Origin of the sequence: Mobilitalea sibirica (genome assembly GCF_015999265.1) — a bacterium.
Lineage (GTDB): Bacteria > Bacillota > Clostridia > Lachnospirales > Lachnospiraceae > Mobilitalea > Mobilitalea sibirica.
The window spans coordinates 54,745-80,832 of the sequence record NZ_JAEAGR010000003.1; the positions used below are offsets into that span (position 1 = coordinate 54,745).

At 36.6% G+C, this 26,088-nt stretch carries 24 protein-coding genes and 2 tRNA genes; 13 read left to right on the forward strand and 13 right to left on the reverse strand.

The genetic code is table 11. From position 1 onward, the window contains the following. Window positions 1–60: 60 nt before the first annotated feature. Together I5677_RS03815 and I5677_RS03820 are read left to right on the forward strand one after the other, a co-directional pair. Window positions 61–474, forward strand: coding sequence for a hypothetical protein (locus tag I5677_RS03815; protein WP_197660250.1), 414 nt, complete (start codon window positions 61–63; stop codon window positions 472–474). Beyond that, on the forward strand, window positions 464–1,255 hold the full coding sequence (locus tag I5677_RS03820; protein ID WP_197660251.1) for a tyrosine-type recombinase/integrase: 792 nt from the start codon (window positions 464–466) through the stop codon (window positions 1,253–1,255). Before I5677_RS03815 ends, I5677_RS03820 begins: the two co-directional genes overlap by 11 nt. A gap of 279 nt (window positions 1,256–1,534) precedes the next feature. On the opposite strand, the gene I5677_RS03825 is transcribed toward I5677_RS03820, so the two are convergent. After that, complete coding sequence (locus tag I5677_RS03825; RefSeq protein WP_197660252.1) at window positions 1,535–2,371, reverse strand: class I SAM-dependent methyltransferase; 837 nt, start codon at window positions 2,369–2,371, stop codon at window positions 1,535–1,537. A gap of 825 nt (window positions 2,372–3,196) precedes the next feature. Here I5677_RS03825 and I5677_RS03830 point away from each other — a divergent pair. Together I5677_RS03830 and I5677_RS03835 are read left to right on the forward strand one after the other, a co-directional pair. Then, on the forward strand, window positions 3,197–4,114 hold the full coding sequence (locus I5677_RS03830; protein WP_197660253.1) for a hypothetical protein: 918 nt from the start codon (window positions 3,197–3,199) through the stop codon (window positions 4,112–4,114). A 129-nt stretch (window positions 4,115–4,243) separates the two neighbouring features. Then, entirely contained in the window at window positions 4,244–5,461 is a 1,218-nt protein-coding gene (locus I5677_RS03835; protein WP_197660254.1) for a tyrosine-type recombinase/integrase, read from the forward strand. A 107-nt stretch (window positions 5,462–5,568) separates the two neighbouring features. On the opposite strand, the gene I5677_RS03840 is transcribed toward I5677_RS03835, so the two are convergent. The 8 genes from I5677_RS03840 to I5677_RS03875 form a co-directional block, all read right to left on the reverse strand. Then, a tRNA-Gly gene (locus I5677_RS03840) sits at window positions 5,569–5,640 on the reverse strand. A gap of 104 nt (window positions 5,641–5,744) precedes the next feature. Then, the gene (locus tag I5677_RS03845; RefSeq protein WP_197660255.1) at window positions 5,745–6,062 is read right to left on the reverse strand and encodes a glutaredoxin; all 318 of its coding nucleotides are present in this window, start codon (window positions 6,060–6,062) and stop codon (window positions 5,745–5,747) included. A gap of 127 nt (window positions 6,063–6,189) precedes the next feature. Beyond that, window positions 6,190–7,059 carry an aminoglycoside 6-adenylyltransferase gene (locus I5677_RS03850; protein ID WP_197660256.1) on the reverse strand — a complete coding sequence of 290 codons (870 nt, stop codon included), beginning with the start codon at window positions 7,057–7,059 and terminating at the stop codon, window positions 6,190–6,192. Window positions 7,060–7,310: 251 nt separating this feature from the next. Beyond that, window positions 7,311–7,793, reverse strand: a complete 483-nt coding sequence (locus tag I5677_RS03855; protein ID WP_197660257.1) for a hypothetical protein — start codon at window positions 7,791–7,793, stop codon at window positions 7,311–7,313. 339 nt (window positions 7,794–8,132) lie between these two features. Further along, a complete protein-coding gene (locus I5677_RS03860; RefSeq protein ID WP_197660258.1) occupies window positions 8,133–8,336 on the reverse strand; it encodes a cold-shock protein in 204 nt (67 codons plus the stop codon). Window positions 8,337–10,016: 1,680 nt separating this feature from the next. Next, the gene (locus tag I5677_RS03865; protein WP_197660259.1) at window positions 10,017–10,817 is read right to left on the reverse strand and encodes an aminoglycoside adenylyltransferase domain-containing protein; all 801 of its coding nucleotides are present in this window, start codon (window positions 10,815–10,817) and stop codon (window positions 10,017–10,019) included. A gap of 41 nt (window positions 10,818–10,858) precedes the next feature. Continuing rightward, window positions 10,859–11,278 carry a GNAT family N-acetyltransferase gene (locus tag I5677_RS03870; protein ID WP_197660260.1) on the reverse strand — a complete coding sequence of 140 codons (420 nt, stop codon included), beginning with the start codon at window positions 11,276–11,278 and terminating at the stop codon, window positions 10,859–10,861. A gap of 183 nt (window positions 11,279–11,461) precedes the next feature. Further along, window positions 11,462–11,725, reverse strand: coding sequence for a CD3324 family protein (locus I5677_RS03875; RefSeq protein ID WP_197660261.1), 264 nt, complete (start codon window positions 11,723–11,725; stop codon window positions 11,462–11,464). 261 nt (window positions 11,726–11,986) lie between these two features. Here I5677_RS03875 and I5677_RS17140 point away from each other — a divergent pair, with 261 nt between their 5' ends. Further along, on the forward strand, window positions 11,987–12,178 hold the full coding sequence (locus tag I5677_RS17140; protein WP_197660262.1) for a tyrosine-type recombinase/integrase: 192 nt from the start codon (window positions 11,987–11,989) through the stop codon (window positions 12,176–12,178). Window positions 12,179–12,540: 362 nt separating this feature from the next. Here the strand turns inward: I5677_RS17140 and I5677_RS03885 are convergent. The 3 genes from I5677_RS03885 to I5677_RS03895 form a co-directional block, all read right to left on the reverse strand. Beyond that, a tRNA-Gly gene (locus I5677_RS03885) sits at window positions 12,541–12,612 on the reverse strand. 125 nt (window positions 12,613–12,737) lie between these two features. Next, complete coding sequence (locus I5677_RS03890; RefSeq protein ID WP_197660263.1) at window positions 12,738–13,514, reverse strand: nitroreductase family protein; 777 nt, start codon at window positions 13,512–13,514, stop codon at window positions 12,738–12,740. A gap of 11 nt (window positions 13,515–13,525) precedes the next feature. Further along, on the reverse strand, window positions 13,526–14,395 hold the full coding sequence (locus I5677_RS03895) for an AraC family transcriptional regulator (protein WP_197660264.1): 870 nt from the start codon (window positions 14,393–14,395) through the stop codon (window positions 13,526–13,528). A gap of 533 nt (window positions 14,396–14,928) precedes the next feature. On the opposite strand from I5677_RS03895, the gene I5677_RS03900 reads away from it, so the two are divergent. The 4 genes from I5677_RS03900 to I5677_RS03915 all read left to right on the forward strand — a co-directional run bounded on the left by I5677_RS03900 (window position 14,929) and on the right by I5677_RS03915 (window position 21,044). Beyond that, window positions 14,929–16,764 carry an ABC transporter ATP-binding protein gene (locus I5677_RS03900; protein ID WP_197660265.1) on the forward strand — a complete coding sequence of 612 codons (1,836 nt, stop codon included), beginning with the start codon at window positions 14,929–14,931 and terminating at the stop codon, window positions 16,762–16,764. Next, window positions 16,751–18,547 carry an ABC transporter ATP-binding protein gene (locus I5677_RS03905; protein ID WP_408632532.1) on the forward strand — a complete coding sequence of 599 codons (1,797 nt, stop codon included), beginning with the start codon at window positions 16,751–16,753 and terminating at the stop codon, window positions 18,545–18,547. Before I5677_RS03900 ends, I5677_RS03905 begins: the two co-directional genes overlap by 14 nt. Before the next feature lie 674 nt (window positions 18,548–19,221). After that, on the forward strand, window positions 19,222–20,286 hold the full coding sequence (gene mutY / locus I5677_RS03910) for an A/G-specific adenine glycosylase (RefSeq protein ID WP_197660267.1): 1,065 nt from the start codon (window positions 19,222–19,224) through the stop codon (window positions 20,284–20,286). A gap of 239 nt (window positions 20,287–20,525) precedes the next feature. After that, window positions 20,526–21,044: an SH3 domain-containing protein gene (locus tag I5677_RS03915; protein ID WP_197660268.1), complete on the forward strand. Its 519-nt coding sequence runs from the start codon at window positions 20,526–20,528 to the stop codon at window positions 21,042–21,044. A 16-nt stretch (window positions 21,045–21,060) separates the two neighbouring features. On the opposite strand, the gene I5677_RS03920 is transcribed toward I5677_RS03915, so the two are convergent. Further along, window positions 21,061–21,951, reverse strand: a complete 891-nt coding sequence (locus I5677_RS03920) for a LysR family transcriptional regulator (protein ID WP_197660269.1) — start codon at window positions 21,949–21,951, stop codon at window positions 21,061–21,063. 342 nt (window positions 21,952–22,293) lie between these two features. On the opposite strand from I5677_RS03920, the gene leuB reads away from it, so the two are divergent. The 4 genes from leuB to tsaA all read left to right on the forward strand — a co-directional run bounded on the left by leuB (window position 22,294) and on the right by tsaA (window position 25,921). After that, the gene (leuB, locus tag I5677_RS03925) at window positions 22,294–23,376 is read left to right on the forward strand and encodes a 3-isopropylmalate dehydrogenase (protein ID WP_197660270.1); all 1,083 of its coding nucleotides are present in this window, start codon (window positions 22,294–22,296) and stop codon (window positions 23,374–23,376) included. Between the two features lie 214 nt (window positions 23,377–23,590). Further along, entirely contained in the window at window positions 23,591–24,856 is a 1,266-nt protein-coding gene (gene leuC, locus I5677_RS03930; protein WP_197660271.1) for a 3-isopropylmalate dehydratase large subunit, read from the forward strand. A 65-nt stretch (window positions 24,857–24,921) separates the two neighbouring features. Beyond that, window positions 24,922–25,419: a 3-isopropylmalate dehydratase small subunit gene (leuD, locus tag I5677_RS03935; RefSeq protein WP_197660272.1), complete on the forward strand. Its 498-nt coding sequence runs from the start codon at window positions 24,922–24,924 to the stop codon at window positions 25,417–25,419. Between the two features lie 49 nt (window positions 25,420–25,468). Next, complete coding sequence (tsaA, locus tag I5677_RS03940; protein WP_197660273.1) at window positions 25,469–25,921, forward strand: tRNA (N6-threonylcarbamoyladenosine(37)-N6)-methyltransferase TrmO; 453 nt, start codon at window positions 25,469–25,471, stop codon at window positions 25,919–25,921. Window positions 25,922–26,088: the final 167 nt, after the last annotated feature.

Genomic DNA, 26,088 nt, shown 5'->3' on the forward strand with positions numbered 1-26,088 from the left:
TCTGAAATAGAGATTATACATAACAAACAGAAGCCTTTTTTCTGAAAGAAGGGTTTCGATATGTTGAATTATGACAAAACATTGAAAGAAGCGGTCAGACATGATATCCTATCAATATCAGAAGTGGATGAGATGTTAAAGATGACACGTAGAAAATTAGTTGAAAAAACACATCCATATGCAATCAATAGCCGTTCCAACGGCAGAGTAATAACAACCGTAAGGGAGGAGGGCAAACTCAAGCAGTTATCGGCAGGAACAGAGGATGAGATGATAGACAAGCTGTATCTGTTTTACTTTGAGAACAAGAAGAAACGGACCCTGAATGACTTGTTTCCAGAGTGGAAAGCGGAAAGACTAAAAGATAAAAACGTTAACATTAAAACAGTAAATCGTGATAACCAGCATTGGAATAAGTACTACAGAGACCATGCCATCATTCATGTTCCTATCTCTAACAAAGATGTTGAATGATTTCTTTAATGCTACCATTACTAAATTCAATCTCTCTAACAGAGAATACAATAACATGATGAGCATTATGATTGCTTTGTTAAGGATAGCAATTGATGAAGAGATAATTGTAGAGAATCCAATGAACGGTATCTATATTAAGGCAAAATTCAGAGCAGTTAGGAAGAAAAGTGACGGTTCTAAGCTATATCTGAATGATGAATATGAAGCATTAGTTGCTCATCTCGAAGAAGAAAATACGATTGAAGCGTTATGCATTCAGTTAATGTTTCAACTTGGTGCCCGTATAGGAGAAGGGGTAGCGCTTAAATTCTCTGATATCGAGTATGGTAAGATTGCAATCCAGAGGATGGAAGAAAAGGTGCTTGTCTTTGATGGAGAGAACTTTAAAAGTGCCGGAGTTCAGATAGTAGAGCATCTGAAGAAGGAGAACGATTCAGAGTACCGTTTTATTCCTCTTACCGACAGAGCAAACCAGATAATTGAGAATTCAAGAGAGTTAAATCCCGACGGAGAGTTTATCTTTGAACGAGATGGAGAACGTTTAACTGCAAGAGCGGTAACCTATTGGCTTAGTAAATATTGCAGAGATGCAGGTATTACATACAAGAGTCCTCATTGTACGAGAAGGACTACTGCAAGCCGATTAAGCACGGCAGGAATGCCACTTGATAAGATACGGGATATTCTTGGACAAGTCGATGAAAAGACCACGCTTGGGTATATTTACAATCCAAATATGGAACAAGAGAACTTAAATATCATGAATAATGCATTGTAAAAGTGCTAATAAAAGCAGTGCACATATGATGCACATATCAGCGCAACAAAAAATCCCTTGAAAATCAAGGGACTTCATAAGCGCGAGACGGGATTCGAACAAATCCCCGCACACACAAATACTGATAAATAGGAGGTTTGCGGCTTCTGTTATTTATCTGCACACATGATTGCACACATTGGATGTGTGCTTTTTATATTGCTCAAATAAATTGTGATATGTATTTATGAAAGACAACGAACTAATTGAACTTCGCTAAATGCCTATTAGTTACAGACATTAATTTTTCTGAACAACATAAATAATATTCATGCCACAGTCCAGGGTTCCTGGTAATTTAGTAAATTGGATTTCTTTTTCCACAATCAATTCCCAAAAATCTTTATCATTTCGTGCATTTTCCAAGGCCGCGTCTCCAGCTTGTGTAAATAAACCAGCAGAACTGCGTTCAATTATTTTTACTGGAAACTGATTGAATAAATCATCCATCTGGTTGCTTCTCATCATATGGACATAATGTTTGCTTGGTACAGGATAATGTTCTTCATCTTGGACTCCTGTATCAAAAATCCATCTAGTTGCTTCTATGCCAAACTGGTCTTTTTCATATCTTATACCATCTAGATAGTATAGTGAAGCTCCAATGAAACTCATTGCTCCTACAACCATAATACCGCCCGGTTTCAAAATTCTAAGCATTTCAGCGACGCCATCTTTTTCTTTATCCAAAAGATAGTTAATTACGCCACCGATACATACAATACAGTCAAAAGATGAATCTGGGAAAACTCCCATATCAAGTATATCTAAGACATGATAGGACTCGATATAGTTAAATAGGGATAATTCCTTCATTTTGGCTTTATTGAATTCTATCTGATGTTCGGAAATATCTGCTACAGTTAAAGACTTACAAAATTGCACAATATCTTTTGTGTACCTACCAGAACCGGCGCCAATTTCTAAAACTTTATCATTCGCTTTGATATGTCGGCTCAAGATTTCAAGATGTACCCGATATAGAAGTTCACCATGACCATCTTTTTCAAGTCGTGTCCATTCTCGGTCTCCGTAATTGTTATATCTGTCTCTTGGAATTTCTGGGTTGTAACTCATAAAAGCATCTCCTTTTCAAATTCAAATTATTAATGTTTTCAATATCGCTAATGTCGCTAATATCGCTTTCACTCATACAACCACCTCCCAAGTTAATATACATTTTCTACTTCGTATTGTAAACTATAGTGAAGTAATTCCTAAATTATACATTTTGCAATATACAAAGTCAACCCTAAATGATGAACGTGTATAAACTACACCTTATTCAGAAGAGTACACCTTTTTTATTGGCATGATAACGGTTACTCGTTACTTCTTCGAGTAAACGGTTATCAATAAGAATGGAACGGCAAATATTCATCAAATTTCAGATGTAAAAATTTAAATATGACATATTAGAATTGTAAAGAAGTTGAAAGGAGAAAACAAAACAAACAAAAACAGTTTATAATTAACAAACAAATGAAACAAACAGACAGAAAACAAAATATATATTTTGTTTTCGTAAGGTAATTGAAGTTATAAAACCTTATATCCGGTATACCGGCTGTCTGTGAGAAGAAAAGAAGAGAGAACGAAGTTCTCTTGACTTAAGACGTATCTGTAACGGGATTTTATCTGACAAACCAATGTTTACGAAGATTGTAGACCATTAAAAACCGCTCCGGTAATAATGGTTAGGCTGGATACCCTTTGACTGTATCCATAGGAGCAATAATCACCAGGTGCCTGTGATTTGAATAAATTGGCGCGTGCTCAGCTTTAACAAAAATACAATCTAAGTAACTATAGTCAAAGTGAAAGAAAATCACTTTTATTCGTCAAGTTTGTGCCTGTGCACAGACTTCATTGCGCGTAAAATAGCGCAGGAAAGAGGTAAATATGGCCCGGAACAGAGAAAAGAAACATCAATCATTAATACATCAGGTGGAAATGAAATTGAAGTCAAAGATGGCAATCGGTCACTCGAAATATGATGACCAAAAGGCAGAACGTGCGCTTTTGAAAGAGAAGCGTAAAAAGAATTCAAAGGCAAAGTTAAGTTATGAGGAACGTATAACCATTCATAAGATTTATACCTGGAGCACATTTCAGGATTATCAGAAGCACGCCTGTTACTTTGTTAAATGGTGTAAGAAGCACTATGGATGCAAGACACTGGCAGAATGCAGAGCATATGCGGATGAATGGCTTACAACACGTTTTGCTTTATCACCGTATACTCAGAAGTTGGAAGCGTGTACTCTTGCTAAGATATTTGACTGTACGACAGAGGATTTTATTAAAACGGCAGTACGTCATAGGGCTGGAATCACAAGAAGCCGGAAAACAGCAAAACGTGATAAGAATTTCTCTGAAACAAAGAACAGGGAATTCATAGAATTCTGTAAAGCCACCGGATTACGTAAGAAAGAATTGAAATGCTTAAGGGGCACACAATTAGTCTTTAAGAACGGGATTTATTACATAGCTGTTACTAGTGGAGCAAAGGGTGCAAGATATAGGGAATCCCCTATTATTTCGAATGTGGATGCTATTGTAGAAAGAATGAAAGAAGCAGGAAATAATAAAGTATGGCCCTATGTCCCTGATATGGATGTTCACTCTTATCGAAGTGAATATTGTACGGAAATCTATAACACATTAGCCAGACCGGTAGATAAGATACCGAAGAACGAACGCTACCATTGCAGATGTGACTTGAAAGGTGTTTGTTATGATAAGCGTGCCATGTTGATTTCCAGTAGATTCCTTGGTCATAACCGAATCAATATCATTGCAGAACATTATTTACGCTAACTCATATGCCCGCAGGATCTGCGGGCATATTTCAAAAAAAAGCTTCGTTTTCAAAATTACCTGTCATATTGTTCGTATAAAACATGAAAGAAACATGTTTTAAGTATTAACACAGGAGGTCACATTATTATGCTTGATGCATTATCTATCTTGCAGGAAGCTTATGAATGTGGTATCTTGGATGCAACAGAAGTCGCAATAAAAATAAATATGACCAAAGAAAACTTTATAAAAGAGCGTCATCCATATTCCATCAGCTCCAGAAAGGATGGACGCTTCATAACCACCGTAAGGAAAGAAGACGAGGAAAGACAGCAGATAGCCGCACCATCGTATAAAGAATTGATTAGTAAGCTTTACGATTATTACAATGACCGTAAAAGTGATTATACTATCAAGGATTTATATGAGATGTGGATAGAAAAGCGAGGAAAGCAGTCTGTAGAAGGTGTAATCGATATTAAGACTGTCAAACGGGATGAGCAGCATTGGCGTAAGTATTATGCCGATAATAAACTTATAACCATTCCCATTAAGAAAATAACAACCAGAATGCTAAATGATTTTCTGAATGATTCCATTACCACGTTCAAGTTTTCAAGAAAAGAATTTAATAACATGAAAACTATTCTGAATGCTGTCTATCGGATAGCAATGGATAAGGAGATACTTTCCGTAAATCCGCTGTTAAATACGCATACGGATGTTAAATTCCGTTCCATCCAAAGGAAGAAGGATGGTTCTAAGCTCTATCTTGAAGATGAGATGGAAAGCCTAGAAGATTTTCTCTATCAACAAGGAACCATGGAAGCCTATACGATTTTGATGGATTTTCAAATCGGAACAAGGATTGGAGAACTGGTTGTACTGAAAAAGGAAGACATGCTTGATAACGAAGCCTATATTCACAAAATGGAGATTGTGGATGAGGAGAGAGTAGATGGAGTTTATATACGAAAAGGCTACAAGATTGTGGAATATGTAAAACATGATATTTCTTCTGGCTATCGTACCATTCCGTTAACGGAAAAAGCACAAAAGATTTTGGAAGAGGTAGAAAAGCTCTCATCTGATAACGAATACTTGTTTACACAAGCAAATGGTGAAAGGATGACGAGCAGGAGCTTTAATTACTGGTTAGAGAAGTATTGTCGGGATGCCGGAGTGACGTTTAAGAGCAGTCATTGTATCCGCAGAACATTTGCAAGCAGGCTGTTTGCAGCGGGGATGCCTCTAGCTGAAATCAGTGTCTATATGGGACATGAGGATATCGAGACGACGAAGGGCTATATTTACAATTACCATGAAGTTGAGCAGAATCGTACCTACATGAACAAAGCATTATAGCAGTCCCTATACGTCAAAGGATGTTGCACACATCCTGCACACATGATTTTGAGACACAAAAAAACAGGAAAGCTTGATTTTACTAGCTTTCCTGCCCTTTTTCATTAAGCGCGAGACGGGATTCGAACCCGCGACCCTCGCCTTGGCAAGGCGATACTCCACCACTGAGCCACTCGCGCATATCTTTTTAAATTAGTAGTGCGCAAGAGATATAATATAATATCAGGGGTATGTTTGTCAATACTTTTTATAAAAATCAATTAGATAAAATCCATGAAACTCTTTAACAATTACCTTTTCCATCCAAAGAGCAGGAATTTGCAGATTGATCAGGTTTTTTTATTTCTATGTCTACGAAATCAGTAATATCTAAGGTTTTTGTTCCATCTTCTAAAATGAAGAAAGGAATACCGATTTTACCTTTTTCTTTTATTGATGCAAACAACTCTTCATGATCTCGAAATGATAGGAACTCCTTTAAGGTTGCAGTTTTTTCTGTTATATTTTTATAATCTAACTCTATATCAGGGCGATTTGATAATTGCATTTTGGCTTCAACGCAGTCAGGACATATCTCGGATCCGTACATTATTATTTTCATAGGGTGGTCTCCTCCTGTAATTTCATAAGTAGTGTTTTATTGCTAGTTATATTATAAAGTATACAAGCTACGAATACCATATCTAATTCACATATTATTCTGATACAAATATTTCCATAGCATTTTTTTATTCATAGCCGTTATATTGTTCTCGTCTCTTCGTTAAGAAATTGCGAACATGTATGGTTTCATTTTTGTTATGTTCATATCTAAAATGCATTGCTACATAAGCAGCAAGCTCATCAAAGTAATCATACATTTGAAATAATTTATTCCACATATCTTCATATTCACCATTGGGAAATATTCCCTGAACTCGCTTCATCTCATTGTCGTTAAGAAACCGTTTCAGGTATTTGTAATGACTTCCGGTTGTTACTTGAAAAGCATGGTCAATTCCAATTTTCCAATTCAACATCTTCATGAACATCTCCATAATGGGAACTTCATAACTGTATTTTGCATAATAGAATTCATTCCTACATAATCCTTTCGAGATATAGATAGATAGCCACCTAAATTCATTGGAGGTATTATAAAACTCCATCTGTGTTGGTGGTTTTATAAAGAAAACCTCTTCATTGTCAATTGGAATTAGTTCTTCAAAATTATCTTTATTTAGCAATATAACTCTTGGCTCAGTATTATTAGCCTCTTTAGTTATAGTAGTGATATCAATGATTGTTAGATCAATACGATTTCCATCGGTAAATTGAATTAAATAGGTAAAGTTATCATGATTATTGTAGTCATAAGGATGTGAATACCAATCTGTTGGATATTGAACGATTAGGATATCACCAAAATATTCGATCCAGCCTTTATCTTTAGTAAATTCGCGAACATCACTAACAAAATAGCAGATATCAAAATCACTGTATTGATCGTGAACAGCATTTTTATTGGCTCTGGACCCTTCCATGGTTACTGCACGGATTCTGTCATCTTCCAAAGCTTTTTTCATGATTAAATCCATCATTTGTTGTTCGGTACGCATGATTCTTCATCCTTTCTAAACCGATTTAAACTCAAAATCTATTCTATGACCGTTTTTTATATAGTAACCGAACCCCAAAATATATGATAACAATACCAACCACAACATTTAATCTGCATGACTGTTTGTGTGAAAAATCCACTTATTACAATACCCAAAACAGCTATAACGGTTAAAAAACATAGTGTCGATAATACACAACCTAATCCAAAATAAATAAGATTTACTTTAGTATATTTATTTTCTATTACCTAGGTAGAGAATACTCCACTCCAAAAAATAATAGTTATCGGATTAGAAGCCGTTAGTAACAAACCTTGAATAAATATACTTTTTTCACTTATGTCAGAAAATAGCGAAATTTGTGGTAGTATTGTGAAATGAAAAGCTCCGGCAATTATGTTAGCTCCGAATAATAATAATACTTTTGTAGCAGCTTTGTTGGTGACAAGAGCTGCATTATGAATGGATGCTTGATATATCATGTTATGTGAAATGTATTGCGCTACATCAACTATTTCAGACTCATCAAACACTATGCGAATTCTTTGGAAATCTAATTTCGGTATAGCCAGAATGTTATCACCGAGTAGTTTTTTGGTTCCTGTATGAATTAGTTTATTATCTCTATAACAATAGGGCTCACAATTGCAGTGCATATATATATTAGGAGCAAATTGACACACTTGATTCACGAAACCAATTGCTTCTGAATAGGGTATGAAATACTGCATTTGGCATAAGGTTTCTCCTCTTTTGAATGAAAGTTTTATGTAATTGGTAGTTTCTAAAACATTTTACTGTACTTAGGAGTATATATTCATTTTATTAACTGTGCTACATAGATGCCGATTAGTATTAAAATCTTATATAATTGTATGTTTTTTCCATAGTGACGTCAAGTATTAGGCTTAACAATTATGCAGATACCATACTAACAAAGAGTATTATCGGTACCAGATAATATCAGTGGTAGAAGATGATGGGCACAGGAAGATCTATATCAAAGATTAGGGTAATAAAAAAGACACGGATAAAAATTATCCGTGTCTAATCTTATGCACTAATTGATATTATGCTAATACAACATTAACAGCTTGTAGGCCGCGTGCGCCTTTTGTAATATCAAAAGAAACATTTTGATTTTCTTCTAAAGACTTAAATCCTTCTGAAGCGATTCCTGAAAAATGTACGAATACATCCTCACCAGTTTCGTCATTAGTGATAAATCCAAATCCCTTTTGTGCGTTAAACCATTTTACTGTACCTTTATTCATGAAAGATACCTCCTAATATAATATTTGTATATTTTTCGGTGAAAATAAAAAATCACATATTTTTGTAGATCATTAAACTCATTAATGATTTACAAAAATATGTGAATCAAAACTTACATCTAAAAACAACATATTTATCATAACATGGATTGTAGTGGATGTCAACACTTATTTTTATTTAATTTGATATTTATATTTAAATTTTTAACATAGTTTTTGAAAGTCTGTTATTAATATTATTTAAACAATCTGATATATGTGGCTTTCTTAATTTGTTTTAACAAGATAATTCCCCTAGTTATCATATGTGTTTTTGTTTAACACCTAAATTCAGATAATCTGTGGTTACCTTGTGAACTGATTTTACATATAATGATATTTATTTTAGTATACCTTTTACAAATATATGAAGTCAAATTAATCTATGCCAAAGAAGTATATAGTCTTCTGGTGTATGTATTTATTACAGACATGATAACGTTTACTCGTTACTCCTACGAGTATACGGGTTATCATTAGTAACATAACGATTAATATTCATCAAATCCAAATTGAGAGGGCAGTGTGATATCTGCTCTAAATAAATAAGTAGCCGATTGCTAAAAAAATCAACAAACAAATCGGCTACTTACCATACCCTATTCAATTTAGCATTGCACATAAATTAACTTTCGCTACCTTTCAGGAGTAAATTTAACGCTTTCATACTGGATAACAACAATCATAAACGAAATTTACATTTAATTTTTGATAATACTTCATATTTCATTAAAGATTTAATACTAGTTAAAACGAAGATAGAACATTCAATTGAAAAAGGTAACGAATTAATCTAATACATAAATCTAAAACATAATTCAAAGCATCATAATTGAAACAAACATAAATAATACAAAAATAATAACTCTCTACATAAATATTTCTATAATAGAGCTTTAATAAAAATACTTAAAATAAAATAAACTGGATCCTATTATAAAAGATTAAAACAAAAAACTCTAAAACAAATATAAAACATAAAAACTAAACTTAAAACATAAAAATGGTAAAACAATACTTTTTAATACCTTAAATCAAATGAAACTGTGTACTTGAAAACCAGAAATCTTAAATAATTCTTTCATTTAATTAATTTTAGGTAATAAAAAAACCCAAGTTCTTAACTAACTACTGAATACCAAATACTTGATAAAACTGTAATGAGTGAATAGGGTATGTGGGAAGATATTGCTGTTGCTTTCTTCCTTAATTGTATTATAGCACAGTTTATTAAAAATGTAAAAGGTAATAATAACCAATAATAATTTAATTTATTGGTTATTATTAGGTAAGCATACCGGTTTCAGACCAGCGACATCCTCGCATAGTCTATACTCCGCAAAAGACGCTCCGTAAAGCCATTAGAGGAACAAGAATCTCGGTGTGAGAGCCTCCATTCCCATTCTTCAGAATATTCAGTCTGTATGAGATCGAACTCTGCTTTACATTGTCATAAAAAAACCAGGTATCAGTTTTACTGATACCTGGTTTTGATGACAGCGCGAGACGGGATTCGAACAAATCTCCGCGCACACAAATACTGATAAAAAGGAGGTTTGCGGCTTCTGTTATTTATCTGCACACATGGAATGGATTCTCTGGTCCCTATAAAATCGACTATTGATGAATCTGATATATTCATCAGTCTTGTATCTCGTTAATTAACAACTGCCTTAGTTCATCTAAATCTTCCTTTTTATACTCTAGATCTTTTTCTTTTGAATACCATTCTTTTATAGCGTTTTCAATAATGTATTTAAATCTTTCTGGAACATAATCATGTGTCCATAACCCACCTTCATATTTAGACAATATGCGTTTTTCTTTTTTATATGACAAAATACGTCCCAAAATTAAGATGTTACTTGAAAAATATCTTGGATTATATGCTTGAAAATCATATTCAGTAATGTTATTGCTTAAAGAGCTCCAAAAATCTTGTTCTGGTATAGCAGGAAAAACATCTTTTATTGGTCTTCCATAAATACAAACACCACTTTGATTTATTAGATGAATATAGCTGGCTATATCCGGGTCACAAAAATCTTCGTCTACAATGAAACTTTCTTTTATATTACCATTTAACAAATTCTTGTAATGCTCAGTCCAAGTATCGCTGTAATGAAATTGACAAGGCGTCGGGTATTTCCAAGGGTTTAAGTCGTTTATCCATATTGCGGACATTTCAAGATGAGATGGATTACAATCCACTTCAATTATATTTCTAGAAATTAAAAGCCTTTCATCTCGGCTTATTCGTCTGTCACATATTATTAGTATATCAATATCACTTACACCTTTTACAAAACAATTTAATGCAATAGAACCGTGTAAATAAATTCCTATTACAGATTCTCCTATACATTTCAACCAAGTATTGGTTACATTTCTGATTTGCTCTTTCGCATCAAGTGGTAGTGTTTTATAGTTTTTAAAGTCCATATAGTTTCCTCCTTATATTGACATACTTAACCATTTTTATTCTAAAGGGATTTTGCCATGAACATTTCAAGTGGCTGTTCAAAACCTGGTATGTCAAGCACCAGACAGCCACAGTCTTTATATCCAAGTTTGCGATAAAAATGTTGCGCATTTTCATCAACTTGTGTTGATGTCATAATCATTTTATAACCCTGTTTAGCCATTTCATTTTCCCAAAACTCCATTGCTTTTCGACCATATCCTTTTTTATGATATTTAAAATCAATATAAATCAATGTTAAGAAAGGCGTATTATCCCAAAACATATTAAAGCGTAATATCCCAATCGGCTTTTCTTCATCTAGAATAACATATCCTCTTTTATCAGTAATTTTTTTAATAAATTCTATTTCTGGCAAGTGCTTGTCAAGCGTATACCAAAATTCTTTATCTTCTTTCTTTAAATATCTTATCTGAAACATGTTTGTTCCCCCTACTCTTTTATTCGAACCATTAATTTGTTATTGCTATAACCATTCTATCATAAAATTTTGCATATAGATTATTACAATCATTTTAAATAAATTACAATAAAATATGACTTTCACAGAATTGAGAAAATACGTGGTAAGGTAACTCAATTTTGTAAAAGTCATATACAAGAATTACTTATAATTTTTTAGTATTCGATAAATCGAGCTTTCAGATAAATAATGCTCTTTTGATATTTCTACAACTGTTTTCCCGTGTTGAAATTCTTTATAAATTAACTGGTTTCTAATAGCTAATTGATGTTTTTGACCAGAAATGCTTCCCCATTCTTTTCTGGTATCAATTCCGGGAATGTATAGAAAACCTTCTGGGATATATTTTCGAATTTCAATTAGTAACTCATCTGGAAAAACACTTAATGCATTTAAATATTTCATTCGGTACGAGCTCCTTATTCTAGTAATTATTTAGAATGCGGATTCTGTACTATTCATGAATGAATTGGCAAATCTATATATACGCTCCACACGTATTTGCCTATTACAGAATCGCATGGAGCTTAAGTAAACGTTTATATTTCATTAATCCATCCTCCTCTAATGTGTATGAAATTAAATTCTGTTTATCATTATTATATGTTTCTTGATTTATGAAGTCAATCATATAGAGGAAAGTGTAATTTCTACACTGATGAAAAAGTGAGAAGCCTATATTCACAAAATGGAGATTGCATCCGCAGAACTTTTGCAAGTCGATTATTCGCAGCCGGTATGCCGTTAGCAGAAATCAGTGTCTATATGGGACATGAGGATATCGAGACGACCAAAGGTTATATCTACAATTACTATGAAATCGAGCAAAACAGTTCTTATATGAACAAGGCACTATAGCCTGAAATTACGTCAAAGGATGTTGCACACATCCTGCACACACTATTTTTAGAAACAAAAAAACAGGAAAGCTTGATTTTACATGCTTTCCTGCCATTTTTCATTAAGCGCGAGAATGCGCACGAGGTCCGGGGTCCCGGTTATGCGCGGACCGGAGCGGAGCGGAGACATTCGAACCCGCGCCTCCTCACACAGTCTTTACTCCGCAAAAGACGCTTCGTAAAGCCACTAGAAGAATGAGAACATCGGCGTGTGTGCCTCCGTTCTCATTCTTCCAAGTCTCACTCTGTGAGAGTACGAATCTGAACTACACACAGAATATAAAAAAGGTCCATCCTATTGGATGAACCTTTTTTATTTTAAGCGCGAGACGGGATTCGAACCCGCGACCCTCGCCTTGGCAAGGCGATACTCCACCACTGAGCCACTCGCGCATATTATGTTGTGCTTGCTTTTGTTTCGTAAGCACATGACATAATATACTATAGAATAATTGGTTTGTCAATAACTTTAAAATAAATTTATAAATTTTTTTAATTATTTATATTATTTACATAATTTAACCAATTACAAGGGTTAAGATATATTCGTTATCACGGAATTTCTTATTCTGTAAGGAGTCCAGTTTCTTTATGGAAGCTTCCACCCAGAGTTCTTCTGCGGCCAGTAATAGATTGGCCATCATAATTCCCATATCAACCATTTTGTTAGAATCAAATGCCCGGACTAACCAGGGGCTTTTCTTAGCGAATACATGAATTCGGTTTTTATATACAACAAATCTCCAGGGTTGGCTGTTGTAACTGGAAGGAGCCAGTCTTGCAGCTTCGATGATCTGATGAATGGCAGAAGAGACTTCTTCCTTATATACAACTAGGTCAGTAGTTGGTAATCGATTCGCTTCCGAAGAGTCTCTGTAAAGCTGCTCCGTGGTTTTACCGAAAGCCAGGGCAACCACATAATTATATTTCATATTCGCTTTTAAGGTTTTCCCGGGGCTTGCATAACCCACAAAACAGGAACCAAGTCCTTTGGATTCAATGTACAGGTTCAGTTGTTGCATCAGATATCCGGCATTTAGTAGATAATCTCCAACTTCTTCTGAGGAAAGGCAGATGTAGTAAGGTGCTTTTATGGCCAGAGGTCCGTGAAATCCCTGATTTTTTTCGATGTTACTTACCAGTTTGAACTCAACTGCAATTCCGTCTGTCAACATGGGTAGTTGATCCGCGAATTGTAATATATCTGCGATAACCTCCCATTCAATTTTTTCCTGTAAAAAGTGATGTACCGATTTTCTGTTAAAGATAGTATCAAACATGTTCATATTACTCATAACCTTCTTCCTTACTGATTGGACGCATTTTTACGCATGGCTCGTTTCTTATAGTATAACGGTGAAATACCATAGTATTTCTTAAACAGTTTGCTGAAATGATATACATCATCGTAACCCACTTGAGTAGCGATACTCTTGATGCTGCCGCTTTCGCCGCTAAGTAAGATTTCCCGTGCCTTATCCAAACGAATTTTTATCAGATAGTTTATGGGTGATTCGCCGGTTTCCTCTTTGAATATTTTCGAGATATAGACCGGACTCAGATACATATTATGCGCAATCTGTTCTAAAGATATCTTCTGATCGAAATTCTCATTTAGATAAGTTATGATACGGTTTACAGCATAGCTTTTATTATAGGATTCAAAATTGCATCCCTTTTGTTCCGGGTTCTCATTATCTACCATTTCCCTCATAACAAGTAACAGCATCTGCATCAGATGGGTTTTAAACATAAAGTATTTACCAACCTTACAGCCTTCCTTTTCTGCAATCATGGAATAGCAGTGCATGGATAATTCCTGCTTAAGTTCGGCTGAGGTATGTATAATGCAGCCTCCGTTCTTAAGCTCAATTGAATTTGCTGCCATGTTTTTAAAATGAAAATCTGTAAATCCCGCTATAAATTCAATGGTAGGTTCTTTGGTGTTCGTTACTATGTGAGTATGTTTCACCCCGGGATTACAGATAACGAGGTCACCTGCCTCCACATCATATTCTTTACCTTCTATTAGGTATTTACCCTTACCCGATAGGATATAAGCTAACTCGGTAAAGTCATGATCGTGATAGACACCATCATTCGTCATCTTAATTTTTGATACATAGAATACTGTAGGGTTAAAATCATTATAAGTCAAGTCATAATCAAAGGCCATATTTTTCACCTCTTCATTTGTCGCAAGTGAATTAGCACACAAATTCATCTTGCATTTAATAGGAAATAACAACATCATTATAGCATTACTTTTTAAAATAGTTAAATATTTTTTAAAATTTTTCCGATAGTTACGAAAACGCTTTAGTTATTACTTCGTAATTTAGTAATAAAGTACTAATTGTAAATGTATATACAAAACATTTGTTTGATACTATAATTTATCACATGAAAAAAGGTAATAATCTACATTTTCATTGTTGACAAAAAAGTTATAATGATATAATGTGTTTAGAATTCCTATTTTAATTTTCATTCTATAAAACAAAAAAGACAATATAATTGATAGGATGGAATGGAAATAACCTAGCAAGTCGTTTATTATCAGATTAATTCTTGATTTAAAATCAATATGGTGCTCCTATGGATTTTGTATCATTCTTATATAAATAGTCCGAAAGTACTTTGAATGATAATTCACATGAATTGGTTTGCATGATAATGACAATGTTTATACCAAGGAGGAGGTATTATATGACAGCAATGCAATGGTTTTATTCCTTCTTAAAAAAATATCGCAACAGGATCATTATTGGGTTAGTAGTAGCAACCATTACCTGTACTTTGGCAATTGTGAACCCATATATCGCAGGTATCATTGTTGATGATGTTATTAGGGGCGGAAACCGTGAGATATTACCGAAGTTGGTTGTTATTATGCTTGTGGCAACCCTCATTCGTACCGTAGCAAGATATTGGTTTACAATATCCTTTGAAAAGGTATCTCAAGGTGTATTATTTTCAATGAGAGATTATGTATATAGGAAATTTCTCGGTCAGGATTTTAGCTTCTATAATAAAAATCGAACCGGTGATTTGATGTCCAGACAGACCGGTGATATGGAAGCAATCAGGCATTTTGTTGCCTGGGTTATTTATAATGTTTATGAAAGTGCATTGCTGTTCTCCATAGCACTTACTATGATTTTTGTTGCGGATTTTAGACTGGCTTTAGGTATGGTTGTAATTTTGCCAATCACTGCCTGGGTTACCATGAAGCAGTTAAAGTCTGTAAAACCTGCTTTTCATAATATCAGACAGCATTTTTCCAGTCTGAATACCCTGGTTCAAGAAAATGTCAGCGGTAACCGAGTGGTTAAGGCTTTCGCAAAAGAAGATTATGAGATAGAAAAGTTCGATGTTGAGAATGATGGATATCGTCAGGCGGAGTTGGATGCTGCTAAAATATGGAGAAAATATGTACCGATCTTTGAATTCTTATCCAATGTATTGACGGTAGTACTTTATCTGGTCGGAGGTTTCATGGTAATTAATAACCATATGTCCATGGGTAAATTAGTTACAGTCAGCGGATATCTCTGGATGCTGAATAACCCCCTTCGTATGGCCGGATGGTTGGCGAATGATTATCAGAGATTTGTCACTTCGGTAGAGAAAATATACAGTACGATTAATATAGAGCCATCCATAAAAGATCCGGATAATGCAATCGCTAAGAAACGATTTAACGGAGATATTGTTTTCTCCCATGTCAGCTACCGGGTAGAGGAAGAGGAGATATTAAAAGACATTAATTTTCATGTAAAACCCGGACAGACAGTAGGGATCATTGGAGCAACCGGGTCGGGTAAATCAACCCTTATGAATCTTCTTTGCCGCTTTTATGATGTGACAGAGGGTGAGATTAAGGTTGACGGGGTGAATGTAAAGAAATTAGATTTATTCTCCCTAAGGGATAATATCGGCATGGCAATGCAGGATGTTTTTCTTTTCTCCGATACTATTGAAGGGAATATAGCCTACGGAAGGCCCGATTGCAGCTTTGAACAGGTAATGGAGGCAGCTAAGGTGGCCAATGCCCATGACTTTATTCTCCAGATGCCTGATGGGTACGATACCATTATTGGTGAAAGGGGAGTCGGCCTCTCCGGTGGACAAAAGCAGAGGATTTCCTTAGCCAGGGCACTACTGAAAAACCCTTCCATCATCATACTCGATGATACCACCTCAGCCGTGGATATGGAGACGGAAACTTTGATACAGAATGAACTTAATTCCATCAATGCAAACCATACGGTGTTTATCATAGCTCATCGTATCTCCTCCATTAAAGAGGCAGATCAGATTCTTGTAGTGGATGAGGGCCGGATTGTAGAGTCCGGTAATCATGAGGAACTGCTGGCAAAGAAGGGGTATTACCATACGGTGTTCCATCATCAATACGGTGACTTTGACCAGATTAAAACCGGTTTAAAAGAATTTAATTATATTAGAAATAGCAAGACTGAAGAGACATCATATTCGGGAGGACATACCTCCATAAGAGATTGGGGGAATGAAATTGGCTAGGAATAAATATGACATAGACGAAACACTGCAGTCCGAATTTAACTTTTCCCATTTAAAGCGATTAGGAAGTTATATTAAGCCCTATCGTAAGGATATCTTTATAACCATCCTACTGTTGACAATTTCTTCCGGCTTGGGTATGTTAGCTCCGAGAATCTTAATGGTTATCATGGATGATTATATTCCGAATGGTAATATCAAAGCAATCGCGGTTGTTAGTATATTGCTTTTATTGATTTATTTCATCGTTTCTGTGATTATGAAGATGAAAATTACCCTTACGGCAAGAATGGGGCAAAATATTATCCATCAGATAAGAAGTGATATCTTTGGACATTTGCAGAAACTTCCGTTCTCCTATTATGATGATAAACCCCATGGTAAAATTCAGGTAAGGGTAGTAAATTATGTTAACAGCTTAAGTGATTTATTATCCAATGGTATAGTGAATACGGTAACGGAACTATTTTCCCTGGTTTTTATCGTGGCATTTATGTTATCGATTAATGTCAGACTGACCTTAGTATGTTTGACCGGGCTTCCATTGCTTATGGCGGTTATCTTTACAATCAAGAAAAAGCAAAGGGTTGCATGGCAGAGAATGAGTAATAAGCAATCCAATCTGAATGCCTACATAGCCGAAAGTATCAACGGAATTAGAGTTACACAAAGCTTTACAAGAGAGCAGGAGAACATCGAGATCTTTAATACTCTGAGTAATGATTATAGATCTGCCTGGATGCGGGCGGTAAAATTAAATTTCCTGCTTTGGCCTGCCATCAACAATATATCTACTTGGACGATGGCGGCGGTGTTATTCCTTGGTATCACCTGGCTGGATGGCGGGTTGGAAGGAATTACAATCGGTGTATTGGTAGCAATGACAGGTTATATAGGAAGGTTTTGGCAGCCGATTACAACCATGGCGAACTTTTATAATTCCCTGTTAAATGCAGTTTCCTATCTAGAGAGGATTTTTGAGACAATTGATGAACCGGTACTAGTTAAGGATGCTCCGGATGCAATAGAGATGCCTCCGATTGTAGGAGAAGTAAAGTTTAAAGATGTAACCTTTAGCTATGAGGACGATGTTCCGGTATTAAACGGTATCAGCTTCACGGCTAAAGTAGGAGATACCATTGCAATCGTTGGACCTACCGGTGCCGGCAAAACCACGATTATCAATCTGATTAGCCGCTTTTATAATCTGGATTCCGGTGAGTTGACGATTGACGGTATCGATATCAACAAGGTGAAGATTGCATCCCTACGTAAGCAAATGGGTGTTATGCTTCAGGATAGTTTCATATTCTCCGGTACCATTATGGATAATATCCGATATGGTAATATGGAAGCGACGGATGAACAGGTAATCGAGGCGGCCAAGACCGTAAGAGCCCATGATTTTATTGTTAATCTGGAAAATGGTTATGAAACAGAGGTCAATGAAAGAGGTACCAGATTATCCGTAGGGCAAAGACAGCTCATTAGTTTTGCTAGAGCATTGTTAGCAGACCCCAAAATCCTAATACTTGATGAGGCAACCTCCAGTATCGATACGGAGACGGAGATACTACTACAAGAGGGCTTAAGCAGACTGTTAAAGGGTAGAACCTCCTTCATCATAGCCCATAGGCTATCCACAATTAAGAATTCTACCTGTATCATGTATGTAGACAAGGGATTAATTCAGGAGATGGGTAACCATGAAGAACTTCTGGCTAAAAAGGGATACTACTATGAATTATACATGTCACAGTATAAATTCCTGGAGAAGTCGTAGACAGAGAGGGCTTCTTTCTCTATAAATAGAAGAGATAATAAATTCAATAAATCAAAATTAATTTATGAATAAGATAATATTGTTCGGGGAAGTCATTTTGGACTTCCCCGAAATGATTATACGTATGCTGAATTACCAAATGCCAATGATTGATGCATTACAGACAAATGCAAGAAAAATATTCAGAAAAGTTTTCTGCGGTTAGCCATAGACAGGATAAGTGCGCCCATTCATAGGGGGCGTGGGCAGGTACCGGAAAACGATTAGCCAATTTTTGAGTGGGTTTTAAGCATGCTAGTTCGTTTCGCGAGCGACCGACGCAACTATCAGGGAGGAGCGAAACGTAATAGACGCATGCGAAAAACTCCCGAAAATAGAGCTTGTTTTACGGTACTGCCCGCGTCTCTATGAAAATGGGCGCACTAATCCGTAAGGAAGTACAAGAAAAAACTTAGAAGGAAAATCTGAATAGGACTTTGCCAATAAGTATTTGACGCAAACAAGAACATGGTATCCCTTGAAGGAATGATGGTTATCAGTTAGAATTAAGAAAGTGGGCATACTTTGCCGATGGCGATATAAATAAAATAGTGGTAAGATACTTCGCATGAAAGCTAACCATATGTGTGCGACGATGACCTATAATACGTGGTTTTATTGGATGGAGACGAACTATGAATAACATTTATAAAGAAATAGTACCATATCTACTGGATTGGTTTGATTATAACGCAAGAATTCTTCCTTGGAGAGAACAACCTATCCCATACTTTGTCTGGGTTTCTGAAATTATGCTTCAGCAAACCAGGGTGGAAGCGGTAAAGGGTTATTTTGACCGTTTTATTACTGCTTTGCCCGATATCAAAGCTTTGGCAGAGGCAGATGAAGATAAACTCTTAAAGCTTTGGGAAGGGCTTGGCTATTACAATAGGGTAAGGAATATGCAAAAAGCAGCTCAGATTATTATGAAAGATTATGACGGGGCGTTGCCGGCAGATTATGATAAGCTGCTGCTTCTTCCAGGAATAGGAACCTATACAGCAGGAGCAATCGCTTCCATAGCATATGACATTCCGGTTCCTGTAGTGGACGGTAATGTCCTAAGAGTAGCGAAGAGGATTACGGCTAGCTATGACGATATTACGAAAGGAAGTGTTAAGAAGGAATTATGGAAGGAACTATATGATATTATGCCAAAGGACCGACCCGGTGATTTTAATCAGTCCTTGATGGAACTGGGGGCAACGGTATGTATTCCAAACGGAAAACCTTTCTGTGATAAATGTCCCGTTGTTCATCTATGTCGGGCCTTTCATCAGGATGTAATTATGCAACTTCCTGTGAAACCACCGAAGAAGGAACGAAAGCAGGAGGAACGTACCATCCTTCTCATTGAGTATCAGGGTAAATATGCAATAAAAAAAAGAGCAGCCAAAGGGCTACTGGCCGGTTTATGGGAACTGCCGGGTATTGATGAAAAGGTGGATTATAAAAAGCTATCTAAGGAATTGAAGGACGGAGGACTCACCATTGAAGCAATAAAGTCAATCGGTGAGGCGAAACACATCTTTTCTCATGTAGAGTGGCATATGATAGGTTACCATGTTAAGACCGGGCAGGTTCCGGCAGAATATACGAAGGCCAATTCGCTGCTTTGGGTTAACAGAAAAGATATGGAGACTCTATATGCCCTCCCGTCGGCATTCTCCCGTTATATTAGTTATTTAAGAAATATATAAATGATAGAACCGGCAAATGAAAAATTATTCTAAGATATGTACAAAAGTATGATAAAAATGCTGTACTTGTAAAGATTTTTGTTGGATTAATAGGACAAATATGCTATTATGTTAAATGAAAAAGAACCATGTTAGGGGTTTGTTTGTCAGATTATAAAGACAATGATATAAATTGATACTGAAAAGGGGTATTAGTTAGTAGCGCAAAGAAAATGAATATAAAGTTTGGAGTGAGGGATATGAAGAAGAGATTATTAGGGCTGTTAATCATGATAGCTGTTTTTGCATTTCTTGGCTGTGATAAACCGGAACAGGTGACCAATTTCATTCCGACTCCTATACCACTGCTGGAAGAAGATGATGAGCAGGGTACGGAGGATACGAAGGAAAAAGAAGGTACTGAGGATAGTACAGAGGAGACCGGAGATAGTACGAAGGATGAGAAAGACAAGCCTGACTTTTTAGGTAAACCGATTACAAAATACGTAAAGTTATCAGAGTATGATGGCATATTAAATATAAGAAAAGAGCCATCAACGGATTCTGAAATTGTCGGTTTTCTGGTGCATACGGAAAAAATCGATGTCGTAAGCATTGAGAATGGTTGGGCCAGTTTCTTATATATGGATGAAATTTGCTATGTGAGTGAGGACTTTCTGGTAGATAAAAAACCGGCATACATTTCACCGCCGACACCGACGCCCAGTCCAACACCTACACCAATTCCGGATCCGAATGAAGCTCCGCCGGAGATATAGTAACAATAGAGGATTCTTAACTACGTTTTTGAGTAAATTTTATGAATTTTAGTATGGAATTAGAGAGGAAGGCACTTTTTGCATAGGCAAAGCCGACCTCTCTTTTGTTAACCGGGATTTGCAGAGGGATCTGAACTAAAGTACCCTGCTTTAATTCTTCGGTAACAAAATCCCTAATAACACAGGCAATACCAAGACCGGTTTTTGCAAACTCAATTAAGAGATCCATATTGCTGACCTCCAGTATGTGCTTTGGCTCAATACTATTTTCTTTAAAATAATCATCAATATACTTTCTGGAGACATTTTCTTTATCTAAAAGCATAATGTTTGCAGAGGAGAAGATATCGTAAGCTTTCTCCCGAAGCATTAAATTATCAAGATAGCCGGGGGTAGCGACAAAGATATCTTCGATTTCACCTAGGGAATAAAAATGAAAGGCTTTTGAGGAAGAGGGTTTTGCCACCAATCCGATATCCAGAGTATGGTTCTCCAATTGTTTTATGGTATGATAGGAGGACTGACTTTCAATGGTTATCTTAATATGAGGATTTTCTTTCACAAATACGTTAAGATAAGGAAGTAATAGGTATTTGCACAGGGTGGAGCTAACCCCAATCCGAAGATGACCGATACCTAATTCACGGATTCTTTGTAAACGCTCCTCACCCATCGTAAGAAGATCAAATGCTTTTTTTACATGCTCATATAAGATACTACCTTCCTCTGTTAATTTTACACCACGGGAACTACGAACGAACAAGGTGGTTTTTAAATTCTCCTCCAAATTTGTGATTGCTTTACTGACGGCCGGCTGACTGATATAAAGCAGTTTGGCCGCGTGGGAGATATTACCTGACTGGGCAACACTAAGAAACACATGATACAAGGATAAATTCTGTTCCATGTAGAACTCCTTTCTTTCTATTAATGAGAAGGGGCAAAGCCTTTCATTACGGTGACGATATAGTTTGTATGTATCAATGAAGTTATGCTTTGGTACTTCAGGGGCTTTGTCCTACAACGAATACTATCAGGCACATAATATGGATGGTTAAATATCATACACCTGATATATTGGTTCTTATAAGGATTTATATAATAGTATATAACAATAATCGCCGAATATATCATAACTATAAGTTATAACAGATATTCGTAATATGTATTTTGATTATATCAGCAAATGTGATAAAATGGCAATAGAAATGTGATTAACGGAGTGAAATAAGTTTAGGGAGGTTATGAAATGCAGTATAACATTGCGGTGATACCGGGAGATGGGATCGGACCGGAGATAATTACGGAAGCGAGGAAGGTACTGGACCGAATTGGTACAAAATATGGACACAGTTTTTTGTATACGGAGGTATTAATGGGGGGTGTATCCATTGATGCAACCGGAGTCCCTTTGACAGATGAGGCCCTGGAGATAGCTAAGAACAGTGATTCGGTTTTACTTGGAGCCGTTGGTGGTAATGTAGGACAGTCAAACTGGTACAGCCTGCCACCCAATCTTAGGCCGGAAGCTGGACTGTTAGCAATACGCAAAGGTTTGAATTTATTTGCGAATATCCGTCCGGCTATTTTATTTGATGAGTTAAAGGGAGCTTGCCCGCTGAAGGATGAAATTATAGGCGGTGGCTTTGACTTTGTGGTGATGAGGGAGCTCACCGGAGGACTATACTTCGGAGAACGCAAAACAGTGGAAGAGAACGGAATAAGAAAAGCAACCGATACCCTAGTCTATGATGAGAATGAAATCAGAAGAATTGCAAAATGGGCCTTTGAAATTGCAATGAAGAGAAATAAAAAGGTATGTAGTGTGGATAAAGCGAACGTACTGGATTCCTCAAGATTATGGCGTCAGATTACGAAGGAAGTAGCAAAGGATTATCCGGAAGTGGAACTTTCGGATATGCTGGTAGATAACTGTGCTATGCAACTTGTGAAAGACCCCAGACAATTTGACGTAATACTAACGGAGAACATGTTTGGCGATATCCTTTCAGACGAAGCTAGTATGATTACCGGCTCAATCGGTATGCTGGCCTCCGCAAGTCTTGGAGACACGAAACTTGGTCTTTATGAACCCAGCCATGGTTCAGCACCGGATATTGCAGGTCAAAACAAAGCAAATCCCATAGCAACCATCCTGTCTGCGGCTATGATGCTTCGTTATTCCTTTGATTTGGAGCAGGAAGCGGATCAAATTGAAGCAGCGGTTAAGGCTGTATTAAAGAAGGGTTATCGGACTGTCGATATCATGTCAGAGGGCATGAGGCTGGTCGGCACTAAGGAAATGGGAGACTTAATTGTAAGCGAACTTTAAGCCTAAGATTAATATATCTGAAGAAAGAACCGTAGGATTGTTCGTTTTTAAATTACTTTTTCGCAGATGTATTCTCATATCAGCAGGTATTTATGGAACGAAGCGATATAAGGATTTCGAACCTTTACCCCGACCGTTCGAAACACTTTAACATGAGCTTACATAGGAACAATAATGTTTTATAAACTTTTATATAGAATTGGAGGATATAAGTATGGGTATGACGATGACACAGAAAATATTAGCCGCTCATGCCGGACTGGATAAGGTAAGTGCCGGACAATTAATTGAGGCTAATCTGGATCTGGTTTTAGGAAATGATGTGACTGCCCCGGTAGCAATTCATGAGATGGAGAAATTTAAGATAAAGAAAGTATTTGACAAGGATAAGATCGCTTTGGTACCGGATCATTTTACACCGAATAAAGATATTAAATCAGCAGAGCATTGTAAATGCGTTCGTGAATTTGCTATGGAATATGATATAACCAATTACTTTGAAATAGGTGAAATGGGTATTGAACATGCCCTACTTCCGGAAAAAGGACTGGTAGTGGCTGGAGATGTGGTAATCGGTGCCGATTCCCATACCTGTACTTATGGTGCGCTGGGAGCTTTTTCTACAGGTGTAGGAAGTACGGATATGGCAGCAGGCATGGTAACCGGAAAAGCCTGGTTTAAAGTGCCCTCTGCGATTAAATTTGTTTTGACCGGTAAACCTAGAAAATGGGTCAGCGGTAAGGATGTAATCTTACACATTATCGGAATGATTGGTGTGGATGGAGCACTTTATAAATCTATGGAGTTTGTTGGAGATGGTATCAAAAATCTAACCATGGATGATCGTTTTGCCATGGCTAATATGGCAATTGAAGCCGGTGCAAAGAATGGTATCTTTCCGGTGGATGAAGCTGCCATCTCTTATATGAAGGAACATTCTACGAAAGAATATACGGTTTACGAAGCAGATGAGGATGCGGAGTATGACCAAATCATTGAGATAGATTTAGGAACCTTAAAACCTACGGTCGCATTCCCACATCTGCCAGAAAATACCCGTACAATTGATAAAGTCGGAGATATTAGGATTGATCAGGTAGTAATCGGTTCCTGTACCAACGGTAGAATAGACGATCTGCGAATTGCTGCAAAGGTATTGGAAGGAAGAAAGGTAGCGAAGGGTGTCAGAGTGATCGTATTCCCTGCTACACAAAAGATATATCTACAGGCAATGGAAGAGGGGCTTTTAGCAACCTTTATCAAGGCCGGAGCTGTTGTGAGTACTCCGACCTGTGGACCCTGTCTTGGTGGACACATGGGAATCCTGGCAGCCGGAGAACGGGCTGTGGCAACTACCAACCGAAACTTTGTAGGACGAATGGGACATGTGGAATCTGAGGTTTATCTGGCAAGCCCCGCGGTAGCAGCCGCCAGTGCCATAACCGGTAAGCTATCGGGACCGGAGGAGCTGGGGTTATAAGCAGGCATTATTTAAGTTTACTCTTACATTATGTGTGCCTGCCCGGCAGGCAGAAGGAGGTTAGTATGAAAGCGTTTGGAACAGTACACAAATATGGTGATAATGTGGATACGGATGTAATTATTCCGGCCCGTTATCTTAACTCTTCCGACCCAAAGGAATTAGCTGAAAAATGCATGATAGATATTGATAAGGATTTTGTTAATAGGGTAAAACCCGGAGATATTATGGTGGCAAATAAGAATTTCGGATGTGGTTCTTCCAGGGAGCATGCACCAATAGCGATCAAAGCATCCGGTATCAGTTGTGTGATAGCGGAAACCTTTGCACGGATATTCTATCGTAATGCTATTAATATCGGGCTTCCGATTATCGAGTGTGTGGAAGCAGCGAAGGAGATTGAAGCCGGAGATCAGGTGGAGATCGATTTCGACAGTGGTATTATCTATGACCGAACCAAGGGTACTCAGTACCAAGGTCAGGCCTTTCCGGAATTTATGCAAAAAATTATTAAAGCAGAGGGCTTAATCAATTATATTAATAGCCAATCAAATAACAGTTAAATAAATAGTGCTATAATGTACTTCTTTTTAACGAAGGAGGTTTGAAGATATGATAACCTTTAATCCGATTGGAACTGTGGTATCTGATGTAACTGTACAGACGGATAAACAATGGGGCAAAACCAAATCGAAAATTGTAATAAAAAATGAATATAGTAGTGGATTAATCGGTTTATCCGAGTTCAGTCATATTATAGTTGTTTATTATCTGCATGAAGCCAAATTTATAAAAGAGAAGGATTTACAGAGACGGCCGCAAGGAAGAGATGATATGCCTTTGGTGGGGATATTCTCACAAAGGGCTAAGAACCGACCGAATCCGATAGGTGTTACTTCTGTCAGGCTATTGGAGGTTAAGGATAACGTTATTACTGTCGAAGGACTGGATGCCATCTGTGATACACCGGTATTGGATATCAAACCTTATTATCCCAGTTATGATAAAAAACAGGATGTTTCTGTCCCTGATTGGGTAAATGTGTTAATGAAGGAATATTTCTAACCCGATTAAAAAAAATCTATAAAGTTAATACGGAAAAACTTGACTGACTCAAGGGTAGTGATATAAATGAAGTCAGCAGGTTTTTCTTATTTTGTTATTTTAATAGGATAGGTATTTGACATTTTTGATTGAATAATAACTATGGAAGAATAAAAACAGGTACTTTT

What these genes read in the sequence shown, in the direction of transcription:
- leuC (WP_197660271.1), top strand. Translation starts at nt 23,591, where the DNA reads ATGGGTATGACGATGACACAGAAAATATTAGCCGCTCATGCCGGACTG.
- I5677_RS03835 (WP_197660254.1), top strand. Translation starts at nt 4,244, where the DNA reads ATGCTTGATGCATTATCTATCTTGCAGGAAGCTTATGAATGTGGTATC.
- I5677_RS03870 (WP_197660260.1), bottom strand. Translation starts at nt 11,278, where the DNA reads ATGTTTCAGATAAGATATTTAAAGAAAGAAGATAAAGAATTTTGGTAT.
- leuB (WP_197660270.1), top strand. Translation starts at nt 22,294, where the DNA reads ATGCAGTATAACATTGCGGTGATACCGGGAGATGGGATCGGACCGGAG.
- I5677_RS03825 (WP_197660252.1), bottom strand. Translation starts at nt 2,371, where the DNA reads ATGAGTTACAACCCAGAAATTCCAAGAGACAGATATAACAATTACGGA.
- I5677_RS03820 (WP_197660251.1), top strand. Translation starts at nt 464, where the DNA reads ATGTTGAATGATTTCTTTAATGCTACCATTACTAAATTCAATCTCTCT.
- I5677_RS03890 (WP_197660263.1), bottom strand. Translation starts at nt 13,514, where the DNA reads ATGAGTAATATGAACATGTTTGATACTATCTTTAACAGAAAATCGGTA.
- I5677_RS03920 (WP_197660269.1), bottom strand. Translation starts at nt 21,951, where the DNA reads ATGGAACAGAATTTATCCTTGTATCATGTGTTTCTTAGTGTTGCCCAG.
- I5677_RS03895 (WP_197660264.1), bottom strand. Translation starts at nt 14,395, where the DNA reads ATGGCCTTTGATTATGACTTGACTTATAATGATTTTAACCCTACAGTA.
- tsaA (WP_197660273.1), top strand. Translation starts at nt 25,469, where the DNA reads ATGATAACCTTTAATCCGATTGGAACTGTGGTATCTGATGTAACTGTA.
- I5677_RS03875 (WP_197660261.1), bottom strand. Translation starts at nt 11,725, where the DNA reads ATGAAATATTTAAATGCATTAAGTGTTTTTCCAGATGAGTTACTAATT.
- I5677_RS03900 (WP_197660265.1), top strand. Translation starts at nt 14,929, where the DNA reads ATGACAGCAATGCAATGGTTTTATTCCTTCTTAAAAAAATATCGCAAC.
- mutY (WP_197660267.1), top strand. Translation starts at nt 19,222, where the DNA reads ATGAATAACATTTATAAAGAAATAGTACCATATCTACTGGATTGGTTT.
- leuD (WP_197660272.1), top strand. Translation starts at nt 24,922, where the DNA reads ATGAAAGCGTTTGGAACAGTACACAAATATGGTGATAATGTGGATACG.
- I5677_RS03915 (WP_197660268.1), top strand. Translation starts at nt 20,526, where the DNA reads ATGAAGAAGAGATTATTAGGGCTGTTAATCATGATAGCTGTTTTTGCA.
- I5677_RS03905 (WP_408632532.1), top strand. Translation starts at nt 16,751, where the DNA reads ATGAAATTGGCTAGGAATAAATATGACATAGACGAAACACTGCAGTCC.
- I5677_RS03855 (WP_197660257.1), bottom strand. Translation starts at nt 7,793, where the DNA reads ATGCAGTATTTCATACCCTATTCAGAAGCAATTGGTTTCGTGAATCAA.
- I5677_RS03830 (WP_197660253.1), top strand. Translation starts at nt 3,197, where the DNA reads ATGGCCCGGAACAGAGAAAAGAAACATCAATCATTAATACATCAGGTG.
- I5677_RS03860 (WP_197660258.1), bottom strand. Translation starts at nt 8,336, where the DNA reads ATGAATAAAGGTACAGTAAAATGGTTTAACGCACAAAAGGGATTTGGA.
- I5677_RS03845 (WP_197660255.1), bottom strand. Translation starts at nt 6,062, where the DNA reads ATGAAAATAATAATGTACGGATCCGAGATATGTCCTGACTGCGTTGAA.
- I5677_RS03850 (WP_197660256.1), bottom strand. Translation starts at nt 7,059, where the DNA reads ATGCGTACCGAACAACAAATGATGGATTTAATCATGAAAAAAGCTTTG.
- I5677_RS03815 (WP_197660250.1), top strand. Translation starts at nt 61, where the DNA reads ATGTTGAATTATGACAAAACATTGAAAGAAGCGGTCAGACATGATATC.
- I5677_RS03865 (WP_197660259.1), bottom strand. Translation starts at nt 10,817, where the DNA reads ATGGACTTTAAAAACTATAAAACACTACCACTTGATGCGAAAGAGCAA.